Raw genomic sequence first — 18,366 nt, forward strand, 5'->3', positions numbered from 1 at the left:
TATACTCACCGCCTGTTTTGCAGTCCGCGTACGCTCTTTCGCAGCCCAAGCCCCATCCCCTTATCGTTCCCCCAAGAGGCAACTCTTGAGCAGGCATGGGCGTACCCGTAACCTATTCGGAGATCCCAGTGCTTTTGTCCCTTCAGGGAAACACCCCACCCGCCATCCTGGCGCTCGCAGACGGCACGGTCTATATCGGCAATTCCATCGGGGCAGCAGGCTCCACGGTCGGTGAAGTGGTGTTCAACACCTCCATGACCGGTTACCAGGAAATCCTCACCGACCCCAGTTATTGCCAGCAGATCGTCACGCTGACTTACCCGCACATTGGCAATACCGGCACCAATGCACAGGACGTGGAGGCTGACAAGGTTCACGCCGCCGGCTTGATCATCAAGGATCTGCCGCTGCTGGCCTCCAATTTCCGCTCAACCCAGAGCCTGAGTGACTACCTGGTGACCGAAGGCACGGTGGCCATTGCCAATATCGACACACGCCAATTGACGCGCCAGTTGCGCAGCGGTGGCGCACAAAACGGCTGCATTCTGGCGCTGGCAGCCGGTGCGGCAGTGACGTCCCAAGCCATTGCCAAAGCCCAGGCGCTGGCCAAGACTGCCCCAGCAATGGCAGGTACGGATCTGGCCAAGGTGGTGTCCAGCCCCGAGCGATACACCTGGACCGAGACCGAGTGGGCCTTGTTCAACCCGGCATTGAATGGTCAGCCCGGCTATGGTGAGCAAGCCAATGCACGGTTTCATGTCGTGGCGTACGACTTTGGCGTGAAGAAAAATATCTTGCGCATGTTGGCGCAGCGTGGCTGCCGCGTCACCGTAGTTCCGGCGCAAACTTCCGCGCCAGCGGCAAAGCAACTCCAGCCCGATGGCATCTTTTTGAGCAACGGCCCGGGTGACCCAGAGCCGTGTGACTACGCCATTGCCGCTGCCGCGGAGTTGATCGACGCCGGCATCCCCACCTTTGGCATCTGCCTGGGGCATCAGATCATGGCGTTGGCCAGTGGTGCCAAAACCTTCAAGATGAAGTTTGGCCACCATGGCGCCAACCATCCGGTCAAAGACCTGGACAGCGGCCGTGTGTCCATCACCAGCCAGAACCATGGTTTTGCGGTGGACGAAAAAACCTTGCCCGCCAATCTGCGCCCCACCCATGTCAGCCTGTTTGATGGCACCTTGCAGGGTCTGGAGCGCACCGACCAACCGGCATTCTGTTTTCAAGGCCACCCCGAGGCGTCACCCGGCCCGCACGATATTGGCTACCTGTTTGACCGCTTCATTGCTTCGATGGAGGCGCGTGCGTGAGCTTTTATGGCGTGACTGACCTGTGGACCTACGTGGTGGGTGCCTTTGGCATCATCCTGCTGCCCGGTCCCAATTCGTTGTACGTGCTGAGTGTGGCCACTGCACGCGGCGTGCGTGCCGGGTTTCAGGGGGCTTATGGCGTTTTTGTCGGCGACACGGTGTTGCTGCTATGTACTGCCCTGGGCGCGGCCAGCCTGTTGCGCACGCATCCGGCGCTGTTCATGGTGGTGAAGTATGTTGGTGCGGCCTATCTGTTCTGGATCGGGCTGAATTTGCTGTCGGGCGCGCTCAAGGGGCTGCGCCGCCCGGCTGATGCACCGGTAGTGGTCAGCGCTGAGGCCGCTTCCCCGGTGGCCACAGCAGCCCATCTACAGCGGCCGTTTCGTCGCGCGCTGGTCATCAGCCTGCTCAACCCCAAGGCGATTTTGTTTTTGCTGTCGTTTTTTGTGCAGTTTATTGATCCGGCCTACGCCCAGCCCGAGGTGCCGTTTCTGATTTTGAGCGTCATTTTGATGGGCTTCAGCGCGGCCTACCTCACGGTGCTGATTTTTGCAGGCGCCCGATTGGCACAAACCTTCAGCCAGCGCAAACGACTGTCGGGTGGCCTGTCGAGCCTGGTGGGTGGCCTGTTTGTGTGGTTTGGCAGCAAACTGGCCACGGCCAGCCTCAGTTGATTAGTTATAAATAAAGGAGCTGCTTGCGCTTATAAAGATTGGGCTAGAGGCAGTTTTAATACAAAATTATGGCAAAACGTACCGACATTCAAAGCATTCTGATCATTGGCGCGGGCCCCATCATCATCGGCCAAGCCTGCGAGTTTGACTATTCTGGCGTGCAAGCCTGCAAGGCGCTGCGCGAAGAGGGTTACAAGGTCATCCTGATCAACAGCAACCCGGCCACCATCATGACCGACCCGGCCACGGCCGATGTGACTTACATCGAGCCAATCACCTGGAAAACGGTCGAGAAGATCATTGCCAAAGAGCGCCCGGATGCGATTTTGCCCACCATGGGCGGCCAGACCGCGCTGAACTGTGCGCTGGATTTGTGGCACAACGGTGTGCTGGACAAATACACCGGTGCGGCCACGGGCAAACCGGTGGAACTGATTGGCGCCACGCCCGAGGCCATCGACAAAGCCGAAGACCGCCTCAAGTTCAAGGACGCGATGACCAAGATTGGGCTGGGCTCGGCCAGATCCGGCATTGCCCACAGCATGGATGAAGCCTGGGGTGTGCAGAAAAAGGTGGGGTTCCCCACGGTGATCCGGCCCAGCTTCACGCTCGGCGGCACCGGTGGCGGCATTGCCTACAACCCCGAGGAGTTTGAGACCATCTGCAAACGGGGTCTGGAAGCCTCGCCCACCAACGAGCTGCTCATTGAAGAATCGCTGCTCGGCTGGAAAGAGTACGAGATGGAGGTGGTGCGCGACAAGGCGGATAACTGCATCATCGTATGCTCGATTGAAAACCTGGACCCCATGGGCGTGCACACCGGCGACTCGATCACCGTCGCGCCCGCGCAGACGCTGACCGACAAGGAGTACCAGATTTTGCGTAACGCCAGCCTGGCGGTGCTGCGCGAGATTGGTGTCGACACGGGTGGCTCCAACGTGCAGTTTTCCATCAACCCGGCGGATGGCCGCATGGTGGTGATCGAGATGAACCCGCGCGTTAGCCGTTCCAGCGCGCTGGCGTCCAAAGCCACGGGGTTCCCGATTGCCAAGGTGGCGGCCAAGCTGGCGGTGGGCTACACGCTGGACGAACTCAAGAACGAAATCACCGGCGGTGCCACGCCTGCATCGTTTGAGCCCAGCATCGACTACGTGGTCACCAAGATTCCGCGTTTTGCGTTTGAGAAGTTTCCCGCTGCCGACAGCCGCCTGACCACCCAGATGAAGAGTGTGGGCGAGGTGATGGCGATGGGCCGCACCTTCCAGGAGTCTTTCCAGAAAGCCCTGCGCGGCCTCGAAGTGGGTGTGGATGGCATGAACGAGAAGACCCAGGACCGCGAACTGCTTGAGAAAGAGCTGGGCGAGCCCGGCCCGGACCGCATCTGGTACGTCGGCGATGCCTTTGCGGCTGGCTGGAGTTTGGATGAAGTGCATGACATCACCAAGATCGATAAATGGTTTCTGGTGCAAATTGAGCAGATCGTCAAGATCGAACTCGAGATTGAGCGCCTGCCACAGCCACCGATTGGCACCGCACTCGACAGCATCGACGCCGCCACGCTGCGTGCCTTGAAGCAAAAGGGTTTTTCTGACCGGCGGCTGGCCAAGCAGTTCAAAGCCACCGACACCGCCGTGCGTGCGCGGCGCCACGCGCTGGGTGTGCGTCCGGTGTACAAGCGGGTTGACACCTGCGCCGCGGAATTTGCCACCAACACCGCCTATATGTACTCCACCTACGAGGCGCAAGGCTCCGAGTGTGAAGCGCAGCCAACCAATCGACAAAAGATCATGGTGCTGGGCGGTGGCCCCAACCGGATCGGCCAGGGCATCGAGTTTGATTACTGCTGTGTGCACGCGGCGCTCGCCATGCGCGAAGACGGCTATGAGACCATCATGGTCAACTGCAATCCCGAAACGGTCTCGACCGACTACGACACCTCAGACCGCCTGTATTTCGAGCCGTTGACGCTAGAAGACGTGCTGGAAATCGTCGAGAAAGAAAAACCCACCGGCGTCATCGTGCAATATGGCGGCCAAACGCCCCTGAAGCTGGCGCTCGGCCTGGAAGCCAATGGCGTGCCCATCATCGGTACCAGCCCAGACATGATCGACGCGGCCGAAGACCGTGAGCGTTTCCAGAAACTGTTGCATGAGTTGCAACTGCTGCAGCCGCCCAACGCCACCGCCCGCACCGAACCTGAGGCGCTGGAAAAGGCTGCCGCGCTGGGTTACCCGCTGGTGGTGCGCCCGAGCTACGTGCTGGGCGGCCGTGCCATGGAAATCGTGCACGAGCAGCGCGACCTTGAGCGCTACATGCGCGAGGCGGTCAAGGTTAGCCATGATTCCCCGGTGCTGCTGGATCGTTTCTTGAACGATGCGATTGAATGTGACGTGGACTGCGTGCGCGACACTGAAGGCCAGACCTTTATTGGCGGTGTGATGGAACACATCGAACAAGCCGGTGTGCACAGCGGCGACTCGGCGTGTTCGTTGCCGCCCTACAGCCTGGCTGCCGAGACCATTCTTGAGATCAAGCGCCAGACCCGCGCCATGGCTCAGGCACTCAATGTGGTGGGCTTGATGAATGTGCAGTTCGCCATTCAGCACATTGATGACAAAGACGTGATTTATGTGCTGGAGGTCAATCCGCGGGCGTCGAGAACGGTGCCGTTTGTGTCCAAAGCCACCGGCATTCAACTGGCCAAGGTGGCCGCACGCTGCATGGTCGGGCAGACGCTGGCTTCACAAGGCATCACCCGCGAGGTGACTCCGCCTTATTTCAGTGTGAAGGAAGCTGTGTTTCCGTTTGTCAAGTTCCCCGGTGTCGACACCATTCTCGGCCCGGAGATGAAATCGACCGGCGAGGTGATGGGCGTGGGCAAATCCTTTGGCGAGGCCTTTGTCAAGTCGCAAATGGGCGCGCAGACCAAGCTGCCACGGGCGCACCTGCCAGACGGCACATCCAGCGGCAAGGTGTTTATCTCGGTCAAAGGCAGCGACAAGCCGCGTGCCATTGAGGTGGCCAGATCGCTGGTGGCCATGGGTTTTGTGGTGATTGCCACCAAGGGCACGGCCGCAACGATCAACGCCGCCGGTGTGCCCTGTGGCTCGGTCTACAAGGTGGCCGAAGGCCGACCGCACATTGTGGACATGATGAAAAACGACGAGATCATCCTGGTCATCAATACCGTGGAAGAGCGGCGCAACGCCATTGCTGACTCACGGCAGATCCGCACCACCGCGCTGCTTTCGCGAGTCACCACCTTTACCACCATCGCCGGAGCTGAAGCCGCCGTGGAGGGCATGCGCTACATGGATGATCTAGACGTGATTTCGGTGCAGGAGATGCACGCGCAGTTGATGCTCTGAACGCATGGGGCGTCATGAGATTCTGAGCAGCGAATCTGGTTGAAGTCGAGGCTTTCGCGGCATAATCCGCGTTCACCGCCGCACGGTAACGTTCGGCGGTTTCATTTTGTAGCATTTGATTTTTCACGGAGTTGACAGTGGCGACCCTTCCCATCACCAAGCGCGGCGCAGAGGCGCTCAAAGCCGAATTGCATCGGCTCAAGACGATCGAGCGTCCCACCGTCATCAACGCCATTTCGGAAGCCCGCGCGCAAGGCGACCTGAGTGAAAACGCCGAGTACGACGCTGCCAAAGACAAACAGGCCTTTGTCGAAGGCCGCATTCAGGAGCTTGAAGGCAAGCTGTCGGCGGCCCAGATCATTGACCCTGCAGCGCTTGATGCGGGCGGGCGCGTGGTGTTTGGTGCCACCGTTGAGCTGGAGGATGAGAACAGCGGTGACAAGGTCACCTATCAGATCGTCGGCGAAGACGAGGCCGATATCAAACTGGGTCGGCTCAACATCAACAGCCCGATTGCCCGGGCACTCATCAGCAAGGAAGAGGGCGATGTGGCTGAATTTCAGGCACCCGGCGGTTTGCGTCGCTACGAGGTCGTCAGCGTCAGCTACATCTAAGCCGGTAGTCCCAAGTTGAGGCAGGTGCTGGCTCGCGGCTCGGTCTGGATTGCTGCGCTGTGGTGGGGCAGTCTGAGCACGGTTGGTTTCTATGTGGTGCCCATGCTGTTTGCGCACCTGCCGTCACCCGCATTGGCCGGGAACATGGCGGCCAAGCTGTTTGCAGCGCAAACCTGGGTGGCGGTGGTGTGCGGCCTCTTGCTGCTGCTGAATGACAGGGAAAATCAACCTCTAGCCCAATCAGGACGTACACATAGCGCTACTGTTTTTATTATCCTCGGGATGCTGCTTGCGTTGCTGTCAGAGTTTGCGGTGGCACCGCGCATCATCGCCCGCGACAACCTGCGCCTGTGGCACAGCGTGGGCACCGGTTTATATGTGCTGCAGTGGGTTTGCGCCGGTGTGGTATTTGCGCGTTTGCAGCGGCAAAACGGCGCAGTGGCTCAATCCTGATTGCGTTTCTTGATGCTGACGGGCTTCTTTTTCGCGCGCTTGATCTGGCCACCAGTGGTCAGCCGCTGGTTGCCCAGCACGCGCAGGGTTTTCACCTCGGGGCGCTGGCCACCGCGCTTGCTGAATTTGAGCACTTTGACGTCGCGCGGACCCGGCATGCGGTCTTCGTCCAGCACTTTCTCGCGCTCGGGCATGGGACGCCACAGCACCAGCAATTTGCCGATATGCTGGATCGGTGCCGCGTTAAGCTCATCGGCCAGGGTGGCCAGCATCGCGTCGCGGGCTGCGCGCTCGTCTGAAAACACGCGTACCTTGATCAGGCCATGCGCCTTGAGGGCAGCATCGGTTTCTTTCTTGACCGCGTCGGTCAGGCCGTCGCCGCCGATCATGACAACCGGGTCCAGGTGATGGGCATCGGCGCGGTGCACTTTGCGCTGCGCAGGGGTAAGTTGAATTTGGGGCATGGCCGTATTATCGGTGACGCCAAACTCTTTGGAATTCCATGAAATCAGCAGTGAAAAGCAGCAAGGTGAATCGGGCATGGCTGAACGACCATGTCAACGACACCTACGTCAAACTGGCGCAAAAGGACGGCTATCGTGCTCGGGCCGCCTACAAGCTCAAGGAGATTGACGAAACTCTGCGCCTGATCGAACCTGGCCATCTGGTGGTGGACCTGGGTTCTGCCCCTGGAGCCTGGAGTCAGTACGCACGGCGCAAACTCTCACCCAGAACGGCAACCGGCGGTGGTGCCGCAGCTGGCGCATTGAATGGTCGGATCATCGCGCTGGACATCTTGCCCATGGAGCCAATCGAAGACGTACTGTTCATTCAAGGCGACATCCACGACGATGCAGTGCTGGCGCAACTGGCCAACCAGATGCAGGGGCAACGGGCCGATGTGGTGCTGTCGGACATGGCGCCCAATCTCTCGGGTATCGCGTCGAGCGACGCTGCGCGCATTGAGTTATTGGTGGAACTGGCGTTGGCGTTTGCTCAGGACCATTTGAAGCCGCAGGGTGCGCTGGTGGCCAAGGTCTTTCATGGCGCGAGTTACGAACCGTTGTTCAAACGCTTCAATGACGTGTTTGCCAGCGTCAAGCGCATCAAGCCCAAAGCCTCGCGCGACAAGTCGGCTGAGACTTTTTTTGTGGGCAAGACGCTCAGATAATGTGCATTTCCATGCAAAGGCTGTGGCTGATACGTCAAAACCACGGTGCGTGTTTGAGTGAACCGCCTAAAATCCCGGCCTAGATTCGGTGTGAATCTGTCATGAGTCCCTATTGGAGTTTCGCTTGAACAATCCGTGGTTTTCCAAAATTGCTGTCTGGCTGGTTATTGCGATGGTATTGTTCACTGTTTTCAAGCAGTTTGACACCCGTCCCAGCGTGGGCGCCGGTTATCTGGGCTACTCTGATTTTCTGGATGAAGTACGCAACAACCGGATCAAAAGCGCCGTCATTCAGGAAGGCCAAAGCGGCACCGAAATCATCGCTGTGACCACCGATGATCGTAAAGTGCGCACCACTGCGACCTACCTGGATCGGGGGTTGGTGGGTGACCTGATCGCCAATGATGTGAAGTTTGATGTGCGCCCGCGCGAAGAAGGCTCGTTGCTGATGACGCTGCTGGTGAGCTGGGGCCCGATGCTGCTGCTGATCGGGGTGTGGATTTATTTCATGCGCCAGATGCAGGGCGGTGGCAAGGGCGGGGCCTTCAGTTTTGGCAAGAGCAAGGCGCGTCTGCTCGACGAGAACACCAACACCGTGACCTTCGCCGACGTGGCAGGGTGCGACGAGGCCAAGGAAGAGGTCAAGGAGGTGGTTGACTTCTTGAAAGATCCGGCCAAATTCCAGAAACTCGGCGGTCGCATTCCGCGCGGTTTGCTGTTGGTTGGCCCCCCCGGTACCGGCAAGACCTTGCTGGCCAAGAGCATTGCCGGCGAAGCCAAAGTGCCATTCTTTTCCATCTCTGGATCGGACTTTGTCGAAATGTTTGTGGGCGTCGGTGCCAGCCGTGTGCGCGATATGTTCGAGAACGCCAAGAAAAATGCGCCCTGCATCATTTTTATCGACGAAATCGACGCGGTCGGTCGCCAGCGGGGCGCAGGCCTTGGGGGGGGCAATGACGAACGTGAACAGACCCTCAACCAGATGCTGGTCGAGATGGACGGCTTCGAGACCAATCTGGGGGTGATTGTGGTGGCGGCCACCAACCGTCCTGACATTCTGGATGCAGCCCTGCTGCGCCCCGGTCGTTTTGACCGCCAGGTGTACGTGACACTCCCCGACATTCGTGGTCGTGAGCAGATTCTGAATGTGCACATGCGCAAAATTCCCCTGAACCAGGATGTCAATGCCGGGGTGATTGCCCGTGGCACGCCCGGCATGAGTGGTGCTGATCTGGCCAACCTGTGCAACGAAGCCGCGTTGATGGCGGCACGGCGCAATGCCCGCACGGTGGAAATGCAGGACTTCGAGAAGGCCAAGGACAAAATCCTGATGGGACCCGAGCGCAAGAGCATGGTCATGCCCGAAGAGGAGCGCCGCAACACCGCTTACCACGAATCCGGTCACGCCCTGATTGGCAAACTGCTGCCCAAGTGTGACCCGGTGCACAAGGTCACGATCATCCCGCGCGGGCGTGCGCTGGGTGTGACCATGAGTCTGCCCGCGCAAGACCGCTACAGCTACGACAAGGACTACATGCTGAACCAGATCAGCATGCTGTTTGGCGGGCGCATCGCCGAAGAAGTGTTCATGAACCAGATGACCACCGGTGCCAGCAATGATTTTGAACGTGCCACGCACATCGCCCGTGACATGGTGATGCGCTATGGCATGACCGCCGCCCTGGGGCCGATGGTTTATGCTGAAAACGAAGGTGAAGTATTTTTGGGTCGATCTGTGACCAAAACCACCAACATGAGTGAAGACACCATGCAAAAGGTCGATGCCGAAGTGCGCCGCATCATCGACGAGCAGTACGCCCTGGCGCGTCGCCTGATCGAAGAGCATAGCGACAACATGCACGCCATGGCGAAGGCATTGCTGGAATGGGAAACCATCGACAGCGACCAGCTCGACGACATCATGGCCGGCAAAGAACCAAGACCGCCGAAAGACTGGAGTCCTCGTCTGCCGCCCACTGGCTCTGAGGGTGGCACTGGCGGCGGCACCCCAGCGGTGAAGACTGACACGGCGCCACACGCCGCCTGACCGTTTTAACCACATTGAAGCGGGGCTGCGGCCCCGTTTTTCGTATGTACTGGCAAACCACCCGATTTCGCGTTGACCTGAGCACCCCGAAAGTGATGGGGATTGTGAATGTCACGCCCGACTCATTTTCCGACGGTGGTGCGCACTACTCTGCTGCTGCGTCGCTGCGGCATTGTGAGCAGCTGGTTCTGGAGGGTGCCGATTTACTGGACATCGGCGGTGAGTCGACCCGTCCTGGTGCCACACCGCTTGCGCTGGAGGACGAACTGGCACGGGTGCTGCCGGTGGTGCGTGAGGCAGTGCGTCTGGGAGTACCGGTGTCGGTTGATACCTACAAACCGCAGGTCATGCAGGCGGTGCTCGATCTGGGTGCTGACATCATCAACGATGTTTGGGCTTTGCGTTGGTCTCCTGATTCTGCGGCGCCGAGCGCAGCACAGGCCATTGCGGGTCATCCCAACTGTGGCGTCTGTCTGATGCATATGCATCTGGAGCCACAAACCATGCAGGTCTCACCGATGCACGGGGATGTGGTGCCACAAGTACTCTGTTTTCTAGAGCGTTCAGCAAATACAGTTATTGGGCTAGGGATCGATAAGACCCGAATTTTGTTGGACCCCGGCATTGGTTTTGGAAAGACCGTGGCGCAGAACTTCGCCTTGTTGTCGCGGCAACGTGAACTGCTGGCTGCCGGCTACCCGCTGTTGCTCGGGTGGTCGCGCAAGTCATCCTTGGCGGGTATGACCGTGAGCGGCGCTGCGGCTACGGGTCTTGATGTCCATCAACGCTTGGTGCCAAGTCTTGCGGCAGCCTTGCTGGCAGTGCAGCGCGGAGCCTCGGTAGTGCGGGTACACGATGTGAAAGAAACCGTTCAGATGCTTCGGGTGCTGGAGGCGGCCCGATAATTGCGCTGCACGAGGCACAGATTGAACAAGGGATGGAACACAACATGAGCAGACAGTATTTTGGAACCGATGGCATCCGCGGCACCGTGGGTAAAAGGCCGATCACGCCCGATTTTGTATTGCATCTGGCCCACGCCGTGGGGCAAGTACTCAAACGAACCGAGTCACGCCCCACGGTGCTGATCGGCAAGGACACGCGTATTTCGGGCTATATGCTCGAGAGCGCACTGGAGAGTGGTTTCAATTCGGCTGGTGTCGATGTGGTGTTGTTGGGTCCCTTGCCAACCCCCGGTGTTGCGTATCTGACGCGGGCGCAACGTGCCTCGCTGGGGGTGGTCATCAGTGCGAGCCATAACCCGTTTGATGACAACGGGATCAAGTTTTTCAGTGCGCAAGGAACCAAGTTGCCTGATGAGTGGGAGGTCGAGGTCGAAGCGGCGCTGGCCCAGGATCCGGTGTGGGCGGATTCAGCCAACTTGGGCAAGGCCAGACGACTGGACGATGCAGCAGGCCGCTACATTGAGTTCTGCAAAAGTACGTTTGCCAACAACCTGACCTTGCGGGGTCTGCGCATTGTGGTGGATGCAGCGCACGGTGCCGCTTACCACATTGCCCCCAAGGTGTTCCACGAGCTGGGTGCCGAGGTGATCGCGATCGGGTGCGCGCCGGACGGCCTGAACATCAATCAGGGCTTTGGTGCCACCCACCCACAAGCCCTGGTTGAGGCCATCAAGACACATCGTGCCGATCTGGGTGTCGCGCTGGACGGTGACGCAGACCGGCTGCAGCTGGTTGATGCTCAGGGTCGTTTGTTCAATGGCGATGAACTGCTTTACCTGATGGTCGATGACCGATTGCGTCGGGGTGAGGCCGTGCCAGGAGCGGTCGGAACACTGATGACCAACATGGCCGTGGAGGTGGCGCTCAGAGCGCGCGGTGTGGCATTTGTGCGCGCCAAGGTGGGCGACCGCTATGTACTCGAAGAACTGGAAAAACGTGGCTGGCTGCTTGGCGGCGAAGGCTCGGGGCATCTGCTGGCACTGGATAAACACACCACCGGTGACGGCCTGATCTCGACCTTGCAGGTGCTGCAAACCATGGTGCGCAGCGGCAAACAGCTCGCTGAACTGCTGTCTGATGTGCAGTTGTTTCCGCAAACCCTGCTCAATGTGCGGCTGCAACCGGGCCAGGATTGGCGGGCCAACACCGAGATGGCCGCAGCGCAGCGAGCAGTCGAGGCTGAACTGGGTGACAACGGGCGGGTGCTGATTCGCGCCAGTGGCACTGAACCATTGCTACGGGTGATGGTTGAGGCGCGCAGTGCGGAGCTGGCACGCCACTGTGCCCAGCGCATCGCGCAGACGCTGATGCAGCCGAAGGCCTGATCAGCATGTCAATGGCCCCTGCTGACCTGCTGATTGCCCAGGCAGACTATTCGGATCCGGCGCATATGGATGCCGTGCTGGATTTGCTCGACGCCTATGCACGCGACCCAGCCGGTGGTGGCGAGGGCTTGTCTGCGTACGCCAAGACAAACCTGGCGGATGCCCTGCGCCAACGACCCACCTTGTTCAGCGTGCTGGCCTTTGACCGGCGTGCGCAGATGCTGCCGGTGGGACTGGTGAACTGTGTGGAAGGTTTCTCCACCTTTGCCTGCAAACCGCTGGTCAATGTGCACGACGTGGTGGTCGCCGGGTCACACCGCGGTCTTGGTATTGGCGCGCAGATGCTGGCGACAGTTGAACACATTGCGCGCCAACGGGGTGCTTGCAAGTTGACGCTGGAGGTGTTGTCGGGCAATCGGTCGGCGGTTGCACTCTATCAGCGCATCGGTTTCGCCAATTACCAGCTTGATCCGGCCATGGGCCACGCCAATTTCATGCAGAAATGGCTCGATTGAGCGCAGGCAAAGGCCTGGGTTGCCCAGCACCTTGGGTGTGCTTCCTACAATGGGTTGATGAACTGGCTCACCAAGCTCCCCGGTTATCGGCGTACACCCTACGGTTTTGAGTTGCGCCTGTTGCGCATGATGCCCAACACTTTGCTGGCAGGGACACTTTTGCCGGCGCTGGCAGCTTGGGCGGCTCGACGCTGGTGGACGGATGGCAGTCTTGCCGAAATTGAGCGCCAGGTGCAGACTTTTGACTTTGTGATGATCGGTCTGGTGGTTTTTGTCTGGACGGCCGTGCTAACCGTCGGCATTGGCTGCTTGATCGTCTGGCTCATGAAGGGACCTGCCTACGTGGCGGATGCGTACCCTCTGCCACACAGCGAAGAGCCCAAACGCTGAGCTGGGCGTTGGCTCACTTCAGACTTCCAACAGCCGCAACGACCAGGGAGTCTTTTGCCAGGCAATCACTTCCTCGTGGAGCAAATGCGCAGACTGCGGGTATCGGCTGGCCCAGTCACCGCGCACGTTGATGATAAAAATGGCAGCATTTCGCCGGTCGCGGCTGATGGAAAGACCCGACAGATCCGGGTCGCGCCGGGCGTGGCACAGAACAACCGCCAGTCGCAATGCCAGCAGCAGTTGCATCAAAAGCGGGTCTTCAAGATCCACTTCGAGCTTGCGCAATTTTCCCCGCTGGCCCAAAACCAGCAGACTCAAGCGGTGCAACTCGGTCAATGCAAACCCCATTGCATCGGTGTTGTCCAGAATATAGGCGCCGTGCTTGTGATAGTCACTGTGGGAAATATGACTGCCGATCTCGTGCAGTTGTCCGGCCCACAATAGCTTGTCACGCAGCCGTGTCATGGCCTGTTGGTCTGCAGCCGGTTGACCTGCGCACAGTTGGTCGAGCAAATGGGTGGCGACTTGCCCCACGCGTGTGCCATGGACCGGATCGGCGCCAAACTTTGCAGCCAGGCGTTCAACCGAATGTGCTCGCAAATCGGTGTGCGTCTGGCGTTGTCCAAGAATATCCATCAACAGGCCGTGCCGCAAACCCCCGGTGGTTTGCTCCAGCTTCTGGATGCCCAGTAAATCGAACAGCGCGCGCAAAATGCTCAAACCGCCACCAATGATGGCTTTGCGATCGTCTTTCATGCCGAGCAGGCGCACCCGATCAGCGTTTTGTGCGGCAATCAGCCGCTCAAGCAGCCAGTCCAGGCCGTCCGGGGTAATCGATCCGGCGGGCCAGCCTGCCGCTGCCAGCACCTCACCCACCGCATTGACGGTACCGGCAGACCCATAAGCAACTTCCCACTGACTCGGGGCATAGAGGGTGAGTGCCTCGTCAAGCACCGCTTTGGCGGCAACTTCGGCGGTCTGGAAGTTTCTCTTGCTGAACTGCCCGTTTGGAAAATAGCGCATCGACCAGGCGATACTGCCCACCCGGTACGATTCCATCTCGATTGGTTCCAGGCCGCTACCAAGAATCAGCTCGGTGGAACGCCCGCCAATATCGATGACCAAGCGACGCTCTTCTTTTCGTCCCAGTGCCTGCGCCACACCCTGGTAGATCAGACGCGCTTCCTCACGCCCGGAAATCACGTCAATAGGAAAACCCAGCAAGTGGCCGCCCGGCCGTAAAAAATCATCGCGATTGCGTGCTTCGCGCAGGGTCTGGGTTGCCACCGCCCGAACCTCATCAGCAGAAAACCCCGCCAGGCGCTCGCCAAAGCGCGCCAGGCAATCCCAGCCGCGCTGCATCGCCTCAGGGGTCAAGTTGCGCATCTCGTCGAGCCCGCCGCCCTGTCGAACGGTCTCCTTGAGGTATTCGGTACGGTAAAACTGGCCACCCTCGATGCGGCCAATTTCCAGGCGGAAGCTGTTGGACCCCAGGTCCACCGCGGCCAGGCGCGTGATGTTATGCATGGTGAGATCAATTTCGAATCAAGGGGGCAGCATAGCATTGGAGCCAAAACCGCCCCAGGCCCGCAAGGCGCGCAGCAGTGGGCGCTTTTTGGTTTGATGTCCGCCCATGCGTTGCAGGATGTCATCCAGGGTACGAATCGCGTCGGTGATGAATGGCCCCTTGTTGAGCATCACACATTCGGCACGCACCCCCAGACCGGCATCGGAAATCTCCGCACGCGAGGGCAGGCCGGTCTTGGCCAGGGACTCCAGCACCTGCGTGGCCCAGATCACCGGCATGTGTGCAGCCTCGGCACACCAGAGGATTTCCTCCTGGACCTCGGCCAGGCGCTCATAACCACACTCCACCGCCAGATCGCCACGGGCAATCATGACGCCAGCCGCGTTGGCTGCCATTGCCGACAGCATCAGGTCAGGCAGGCTTTCAAAACCCTGCAGTGTTTCAATCTTGAGCACAATGCCCATGTCTTCGCGACCCAGGCGACGCAGGTGCTCCCGCAACTCGGTCACATCCGCAGGCTTTTGCACAAACGAGAGGCCAACCATGTCCGCCAGCGTGGCCACGGTGGTCAAGTCGTCGATGTCTTTGGTGCTGAGGGCGGGCAAATCAAGTTGACTGTCGGGCAGGTTGATGCCCTTGTCACTGCCGAGTTTCTCGCCGCCGGGACGTGCTTGAGTGATCTCAACTTCAACCCAGTTCGGCGCGGTCTTTCGGATCACGCCCCCGATACGACCATCGTCGAACCAGATCCTTTCACCCACCTTGACCTGATCAATCACCTGGGGCAGTGTGCATGGAACTTGTGAGTACCCGTTGGGGTCTTCGTCACTGTTTTCATCTTCGTCGTTGGTGACATGGACCATGTCGTCCCTGGTCAGCCGCAAGCTATCGCCTGACTGCAGGTGCAAAACGCCAGGCTGGCGGTCAATATGGCACACCAAGGTGGTGTGCTTCTTCTTGACGTCTGAAACCAGGGTGAAGACAGTCTCGGGGGTAATGTAAGCAGTTTGCAGGCATTCCACGATGACTGCCTGGTGATCGCAGCGTACGACCAGCAGATGGCGCCGGGCACCGCGGGCATCGCAAAAATCCAGCGTGCTCCCGACTTTGAGACGTGATAACCACACCTCCCAGACACCGACGCTGGCATCCACGCCGGGCAGCAGGTCGTGTTGATCGATGGGGCGAAGCTGCATTCGGGCGGGGCGGTAAACCCGACCAAACTGGTCTTTGCCGGGTTTGAGTTTTAGCACCGGTGTTTGTGGTGCGATGTCGCCGGTTCTGATTTTCGGCCCCCCCAGGTCCATGAGAATTTTGATGGGGCGTTTCACCATTTGCGCGGCACGACGCACATGGTTCGTCATCAACTGCCAATCTGCAGCACTGTCATGGGCGCAGTTGATGCGGGCAATGTCCATGCCGGCCTGCGCCAGATCCAGGACCATGGCGGCATCGTGTGCCGCCTCAGAGGGCAGGGTAACCATGATGCGCACCGGTCGGTTGCCTGGCACCTGGCCGAGCAGGTTGACCGTGTTGGCCGTGAGTCTTGCACGGCTGCTGACGCTGCCGGCCGGCTCTTCGTCTGAATGGTCCTGCCAGCTCTGGCTCGTCAATCGGTGCAGCAGCCCGAGCACCTTGTCGAGACTGGCCAGCACATGTGACTCGGAGCGCCCCAGCGACGACAGACCCAGCCAGGCCAGTTGGTTTTGCAGCTCACGCAAGTCAACGCTGCGCAGCGCCAGGTAGTGAATCAGGTTGCGTGCACTTTCCCGGTGCTGGCCCAGCACTTGTGACAGCGGCTGTTGCAGTTCGTCCTCGCGTTCCAGCATGGCGCTCCGCAAGGCCCAAAGCTGATCAATGAGCTTCAGGCAGACTCCCTGGATCCACGGACTGCTGCTGGTCGGTGGCGCAGCCGTGGTCAACAGGGTTTTAGGGACTGGTTTTTGTTTGCGCATCTTGACGTTATAGATGATTTTTGTGACAAATGTGTGAAAACCGGTGGAGCCAGGTCCGTGCGCCGTTCGACAATTGGCTCCCATCGTCGGTGATGCGAGCCTTCGGCCGGTGCGGCGTGCGTCCGACATGGCGACAATGCAGGGCCAATGAAGCAAAGTCTTTCCGAATGGCTGGTGGATCAGCAAGCAAGCGTCAATCGGTCCCCGATAACGCCCCGGGTGCCATTGTTTTTTGACGGGCACGAGCTTGGATCGGTGGAGGCCGAAGGATTTGCCAATTTTGCTGATGAAGTCGGTCTTTCTGACCTGGTTGGACGGTTGGAGGGGCACGGCACACAGGAACCTGGCTGGTTTCTGGTCAATCCCTCTGCGGTCAGTTTGAATCGACTGGCTCATGCCATGCGGCTTCACCATTACGCGCAGGTGGCACATCTTTGGCGCGGTGAACAACTGGCCGTGCGCAGCCACAAGGGCGAACCGCTGGTGACGGTGGAGCGTGGTGCGGTCAGGGCGTTGGGCATCACCACCCAGGGTGTGCATCTGCACGGCTGCACGGCTGACCGGCAGGTCTGGATTCAGCAGCGCGCGCAAGACAAGAAAACGCATCCGGGTCGCTGGGACACGCTGATGGGCGGCATGGTGTCTGCTGCCGACACCTTGGAGCACGCGTTGGCCCGTGAGACCGCAGAAGAGGCGGGTTTGGCACTGGCGCAGCTCAATGGCCTGCGCAGGGTAAGCCACTTCACCATGCGTTGCCCCAATGCGACGGACAGTGGTCTGGAATACGTGGTGGAGCGCATAGACTGGTTTGAGGGTGTCGTGCCTGAGGGGGTGGTTCCGGTGAACACCGATGGCGAAGTGCAGCAGTTCCGGTTGGTGTCGCCAGCGGTACTGACGCGGATGCTGTTGGAGGGCGTCTTTACTCCGGAGGCGGGGTTGATCCTGGGGCAGTGGCTGCTGTCATTGGCAAAGATGGCTTGAAAGACCCCATACGATGAACGACAAGTTTGCATATTGTTAACAATGTACTAAAAATTGTTGACAATCTGAATGATCTTTGGCATGATACAAACCTGTTGAAGCGCCAACCCGACAACCCACTTTTTCCGGAGAAACCTCATGGCTGATTCCCTTACCGCCCAACTCTCACCCGTGGGCCGTGTGCCCGACGACATCCGTCATGCGGCCGCACAGCAGAAAAAGTTTGACAGCGAAAACATCGAACGCAGCGTGGCCTACGTGATGCTCGACTGCTCGGGCACCACCATGGACCGCTATGTGGACGCGCCAGCCATCGTGTTTGTCGAGGTGTTCAAAAAGTATGGTCTGGAAATCACCATGCCCGAGGCTCGCGAGCCAATGGGGCTGCGCAAAGACCTGCATATCAAGGCCATCACTGAGATCCCTGCGGTACGCCAGCGTTTTACCGCCAAGTTTGGCCGCGCGCCCGATCAATCCGATGTTGATGCGATGTTTGCCGACTTTGTGCCGACCCAGCTTGACCTCCTGCGCAAGGGCAGTTACCACGACCTGTTGCCTGGTGTGGCGGAGGTGGTCAAGGGTCTGCAGCAGCAGAGCATCAAGCTCGGTGTCACCACCGGCTTTACCCGCGACATGCTCGACCTGCTGCTGGCAGGCGCGGCACCCCAAGGGTTTGTGCCCGACACCTCCTGTGCGGGTGACGAGGTAGAAATGCCGCGCCCCACCGCCTATATGGTGATCAAGAATCTGGAGCGCATGGGTGTCTACAACCTGACGAACGCCATGCGCCGCACCGTCAAGGTGGACGACACCGTGTCAGGTGCGGGTGAAGGTGCGCCGATGTGCTGGCGTGTCGGAGTCTCCAAATGGAGCAACTATGTGGCCGACAGCTGGGATGCCGTCAAGGCCATGAGCCCGACCGAACTGGCTGCCAAAGAACAGGCTTCCAAGGAAAAGATCATTCGTGAGAGTGGTGCGCACTATGTGATTGATGATTTGCGCGACCTGCCTGCGGTCATTGCCGACATCAACGCCCGCCTGGCTGCGGGTGAAAACCCCTGAGT

16 protein-coding genes are annotated in these 18,366 nt (G+C 59.4%); 13 read left to right on the forward strand and 3 right to left on the reverse strand.

All coding sequences use genetic code 11. The features are described 5' to 3' along the window. Nucleotides 1–128: 128 nt before the first annotated feature. The 5 genes from carA to KBF66_RS02795 all read left to right on the forward strand — a co-directional run bounded on the left by carA (nt 129) and on the right by KBF66_RS02795 (nt 6,425). Nucleotides 129–1,316 carry a glutamine-hydrolyzing carbamoyl-phosphate synthase small subunit gene (carA, locus tag KBF66_RS02775; RefSeq protein ID WP_296651864.1) on the forward strand — a complete coding sequence of 396 codons (1,188 nt, stop codon included), beginning with the start codon at nt 129–131 and terminating at the stop codon, nt 1,314–1,316. Continuing rightward, nucleotides 1,313–1,990, forward strand: a complete 678-nt coding sequence (gene leuE, locus KBF66_RS02780; RefSeq protein WP_296651867.1) for a leucine efflux protein LeuE — start codon at nt 1,313–1,315, stop codon at nt 1,988–1,990. The genes carA and leuE overlap by 4 nt, the downstream gene beginning before the upstream one ends. A 68-nt stretch (nt 1,991–2,058) precedes the next feature. Continuing rightward, nucleotides 2,059–5,358 (forward strand): carbamoyl-phosphate synthase large subunit, encoded by a 3,300-nt coding sequence (carB, locus tag KBF66_RS02785; protein WP_296651869.1) that lies wholly within the window; start codon nt 2,059–2,061, stop codon nt 5,356–5,358. 137 nt (nt 5,359–5,495) lie between these two features. Next, nucleotides 5,496–5,972, forward strand: a complete 477-nt coding sequence (gene greA, locus KBF66_RS02790; RefSeq protein ID WP_296651872.1) for a transcription elongation factor GreA — start codon at nt 5,496–5,498, stop codon at nt 5,970–5,972. Nucleotides 5,973–5,987: 15 nt separating this feature from the next. Continuing rightward, complete coding sequence (locus KBF66_RS02795) at nt 5,988–6,425, forward strand: DUF4149 domain-containing protein (protein WP_296651876.1); 438 nt, start codon at nt 5,988–5,990, stop codon at nt 6,423–6,425. On the opposite strand, the gene KBF66_RS02800 is transcribed toward KBF66_RS02795, so the two are convergent. After that, nucleotides 6,416–6,889: a YhbY family RNA-binding protein gene (locus tag KBF66_RS02800; protein WP_296651880.1), complete on the reverse strand. Its 474-nt coding sequence runs from the start codon at nt 6,887–6,889 to the stop codon at nt 6,416–6,418. The two genes, KBF66_RS02795 and KBF66_RS02800, sit on opposite strands and share 10 nt — an antisense overlap. A gap of 38 nt (nt 6,890–6,927) precedes the next feature. On the opposite strand from KBF66_RS02800, the gene KBF66_RS02805 reads away from it, so the two are divergent. From KBF66_RS02805 to KBF66_RS02830, 6 genes are all read left to right on the forward strand, one after another. After that, a complete protein-coding gene (locus KBF66_RS02805) occupies nt 6,928–7,596 on the forward strand; it encodes an RlmE family RNA methyltransferase (RefSeq protein WP_296651885.1) in 669 nt (222 codons plus the stop codon). 124 nt (nt 7,597–7,720) lie between these two features. Further along, nucleotides 7,721–9,643 (forward strand): ATP-dependent zinc metalloprotease FtsH, encoded by a 1,923-nt coding sequence (gene ftsH / locus KBF66_RS02810; RefSeq protein ID WP_296651888.1) that lies wholly within the window; start codon nt 7,721–7,723, stop codon nt 9,641–9,643. 44 nt (nt 9,644–9,687) lie between these two features. After that, nucleotides 9,688–10,548 carry a dihydropteroate synthase gene (gene folP, locus KBF66_RS02815; RefSeq protein WP_296651890.1) on the forward strand — a complete coding sequence of 287 codons (861 nt, stop codon included), beginning with the start codon at nt 9,688–9,690 and terminating at the stop codon, nt 10,546–10,548. Between the two features lie 44 nt (nt 10,549–10,592). Beyond that, a complete protein-coding gene (glmM, locus tag KBF66_RS02820; RefSeq protein WP_296651895.1) occupies nt 10,593–11,933 on the forward strand; it encodes a phosphoglucosamine mutase in 1,341 nt (446 codons plus the stop codon). A gap of 5 nt (nt 11,934–11,938) precedes the next feature. Next, on the forward strand, nt 11,939–12,448 hold the full coding sequence (locus KBF66_RS02825) for a GNAT family N-acetyltransferase (RefSeq protein ID WP_296651897.1): 510 nt from the start codon (nt 11,939–11,941) through the stop codon (nt 12,446–12,448). Nucleotides 12,449–12,505: 57 nt separating this feature from the next. Then, complete coding sequence (locus tag KBF66_RS02830) at nt 12,506–12,838, forward strand: hypothetical protein (RefSeq protein ID WP_296651899.1); 333 nt, start codon at nt 12,506–12,508, stop codon at nt 12,836–12,838. An 18-nt stretch (nt 12,839–12,856) separates the two neighbouring features. Here KBF66_RS02830 and KBF66_RS02835 read toward each other — a convergent pair whose 3' ends face one another. Next, nucleotides 12,857–14,365: a Ppx/GppA phosphatase family protein gene (locus tag KBF66_RS02835; protein ID WP_296651902.1), complete on the reverse strand. Its 1,509-nt coding sequence runs from the start codon at nt 14,363–14,365 to the stop codon at nt 12,857–12,859. A gap of 18 nt (nt 14,366–14,383) precedes the next feature. After that, the gene (locus tag KBF66_RS02840) at nt 14,384–16,321 is read right to left on the reverse strand and encodes a pyruvate kinase (RefSeq protein ID WP_296651905.1); all 1,938 of its coding nucleotides are present in this window, start codon (nt 16,319–16,321) and stop codon (nt 14,384–14,386) included. Between the two features lie 147 nt (nt 16,322–16,468). Here KBF66_RS02840 and KBF66_RS02845 point away from each other — a divergent pair, with 147 nt between their 5' ends. Together KBF66_RS02845 and phnX are read left to right on the forward strand one after the other, a co-directional pair. Beyond that, nucleotides 16,469–17,302, forward strand: coding sequence for an NUDIX domain-containing protein (locus KBF66_RS02845; RefSeq protein WP_296651908.1), 834 nt, complete (start codon nt 16,469–16,471; stop codon nt 17,300–17,302). Nucleotides 17,303–17,440: 138 nt separating this feature from the next. After that, a complete protein-coding gene (gene phnX / locus KBF66_RS02850; protein ID WP_296651911.1) occupies nt 17,441–18,364 on the forward strand; it encodes a phosphonoacetaldehyde hydrolase in 924 nt (307 codons plus the stop codon). Nucleotides 18,365–18,366 lie beyond the last annotated feature (2 nt).

The organism is Rhodoferax sp., assembly GCF_018063565.1.
Classification (GTDB): domain Bacteria; phylum Pseudomonadota; class Gammaproteobacteria; order Burkholderiales; family Burkholderiaceae_C; genus Rhodoferax.

Excerpts from the sequence above, each read along its gene's own strand:
- KBF66_RS02825 (WP_296651897.1), top strand. The coding sequence starts at position 11,939 with ATGTCAATGGCCCCTGCTGACCTGCTGATTGCCCAGGCAGACTATTCG.
- KBF66_RS02800 (WP_296651880.1), bottom strand. The coding sequence starts at position 6,889 with ATGCCCCAAATTCAACTTACCCCTGCGCAGCGCAAAGTGCACCGCGCC.
- KBF66_RS02845 (WP_296651908.1), top strand. The coding sequence starts at position 16,469 with ATGAAGCAAAGTCTTTCCGAATGGCTGGTGGATCAGCAAGCAAGCGTC.
- KBF66_RS02805 (WP_296651885.1), top strand. The coding sequence starts at position 6,928 with ATGAAATCAGCAGTGAAAAGCAGCAAGGTGAATCGGGCATGGCTGAAC.
- KBF66_RS02830 (WP_296651899.1), top strand. The coding sequence starts at position 12,506 with ATGAACTGGCTCACCAAGCTCCCCGGTTATCGGCGTACACCCTACGGT.
- KBF66_RS02840 (WP_296651905.1), bottom strand. The coding sequence starts at position 16,321 with ATGCGCAAACAAAAACCAGTCCCTAAAACCCTGTTGACCACGGCTGCG.
- folP (WP_296651890.1), top strand. The coding sequence starts at position 9,688 with ATGTACTGGCAAACCACCCGATTTCGCGTTGACCTGAGCACCCCGAAA.
- glmM (WP_296651895.1), top strand. The coding sequence starts at position 10,593 with ATGAGCAGACAGTATTTTGGAACCGATGGCATCCGCGGCACCGTGGGT.
- KBF66_RS02835 (WP_296651902.1), bottom strand. The coding sequence starts at position 14,365 with ATGCATAACATCACGCGCCTGGCCGCGGTGGACCTGGGGTCCAACAGC.
- phnX (WP_296651911.1), top strand. The coding sequence starts at position 17,441 with ATGGCTGATTCCCTTACCGCCCAACTCTCACCCGTGGGCCGTGTGCCC.
- carB (WP_296651869.1), top strand. The coding sequence starts at position 2,059 with ATGGCAAAACGTACCGACATTCAAAGCATTCTGATCATTGGCGCGGGC.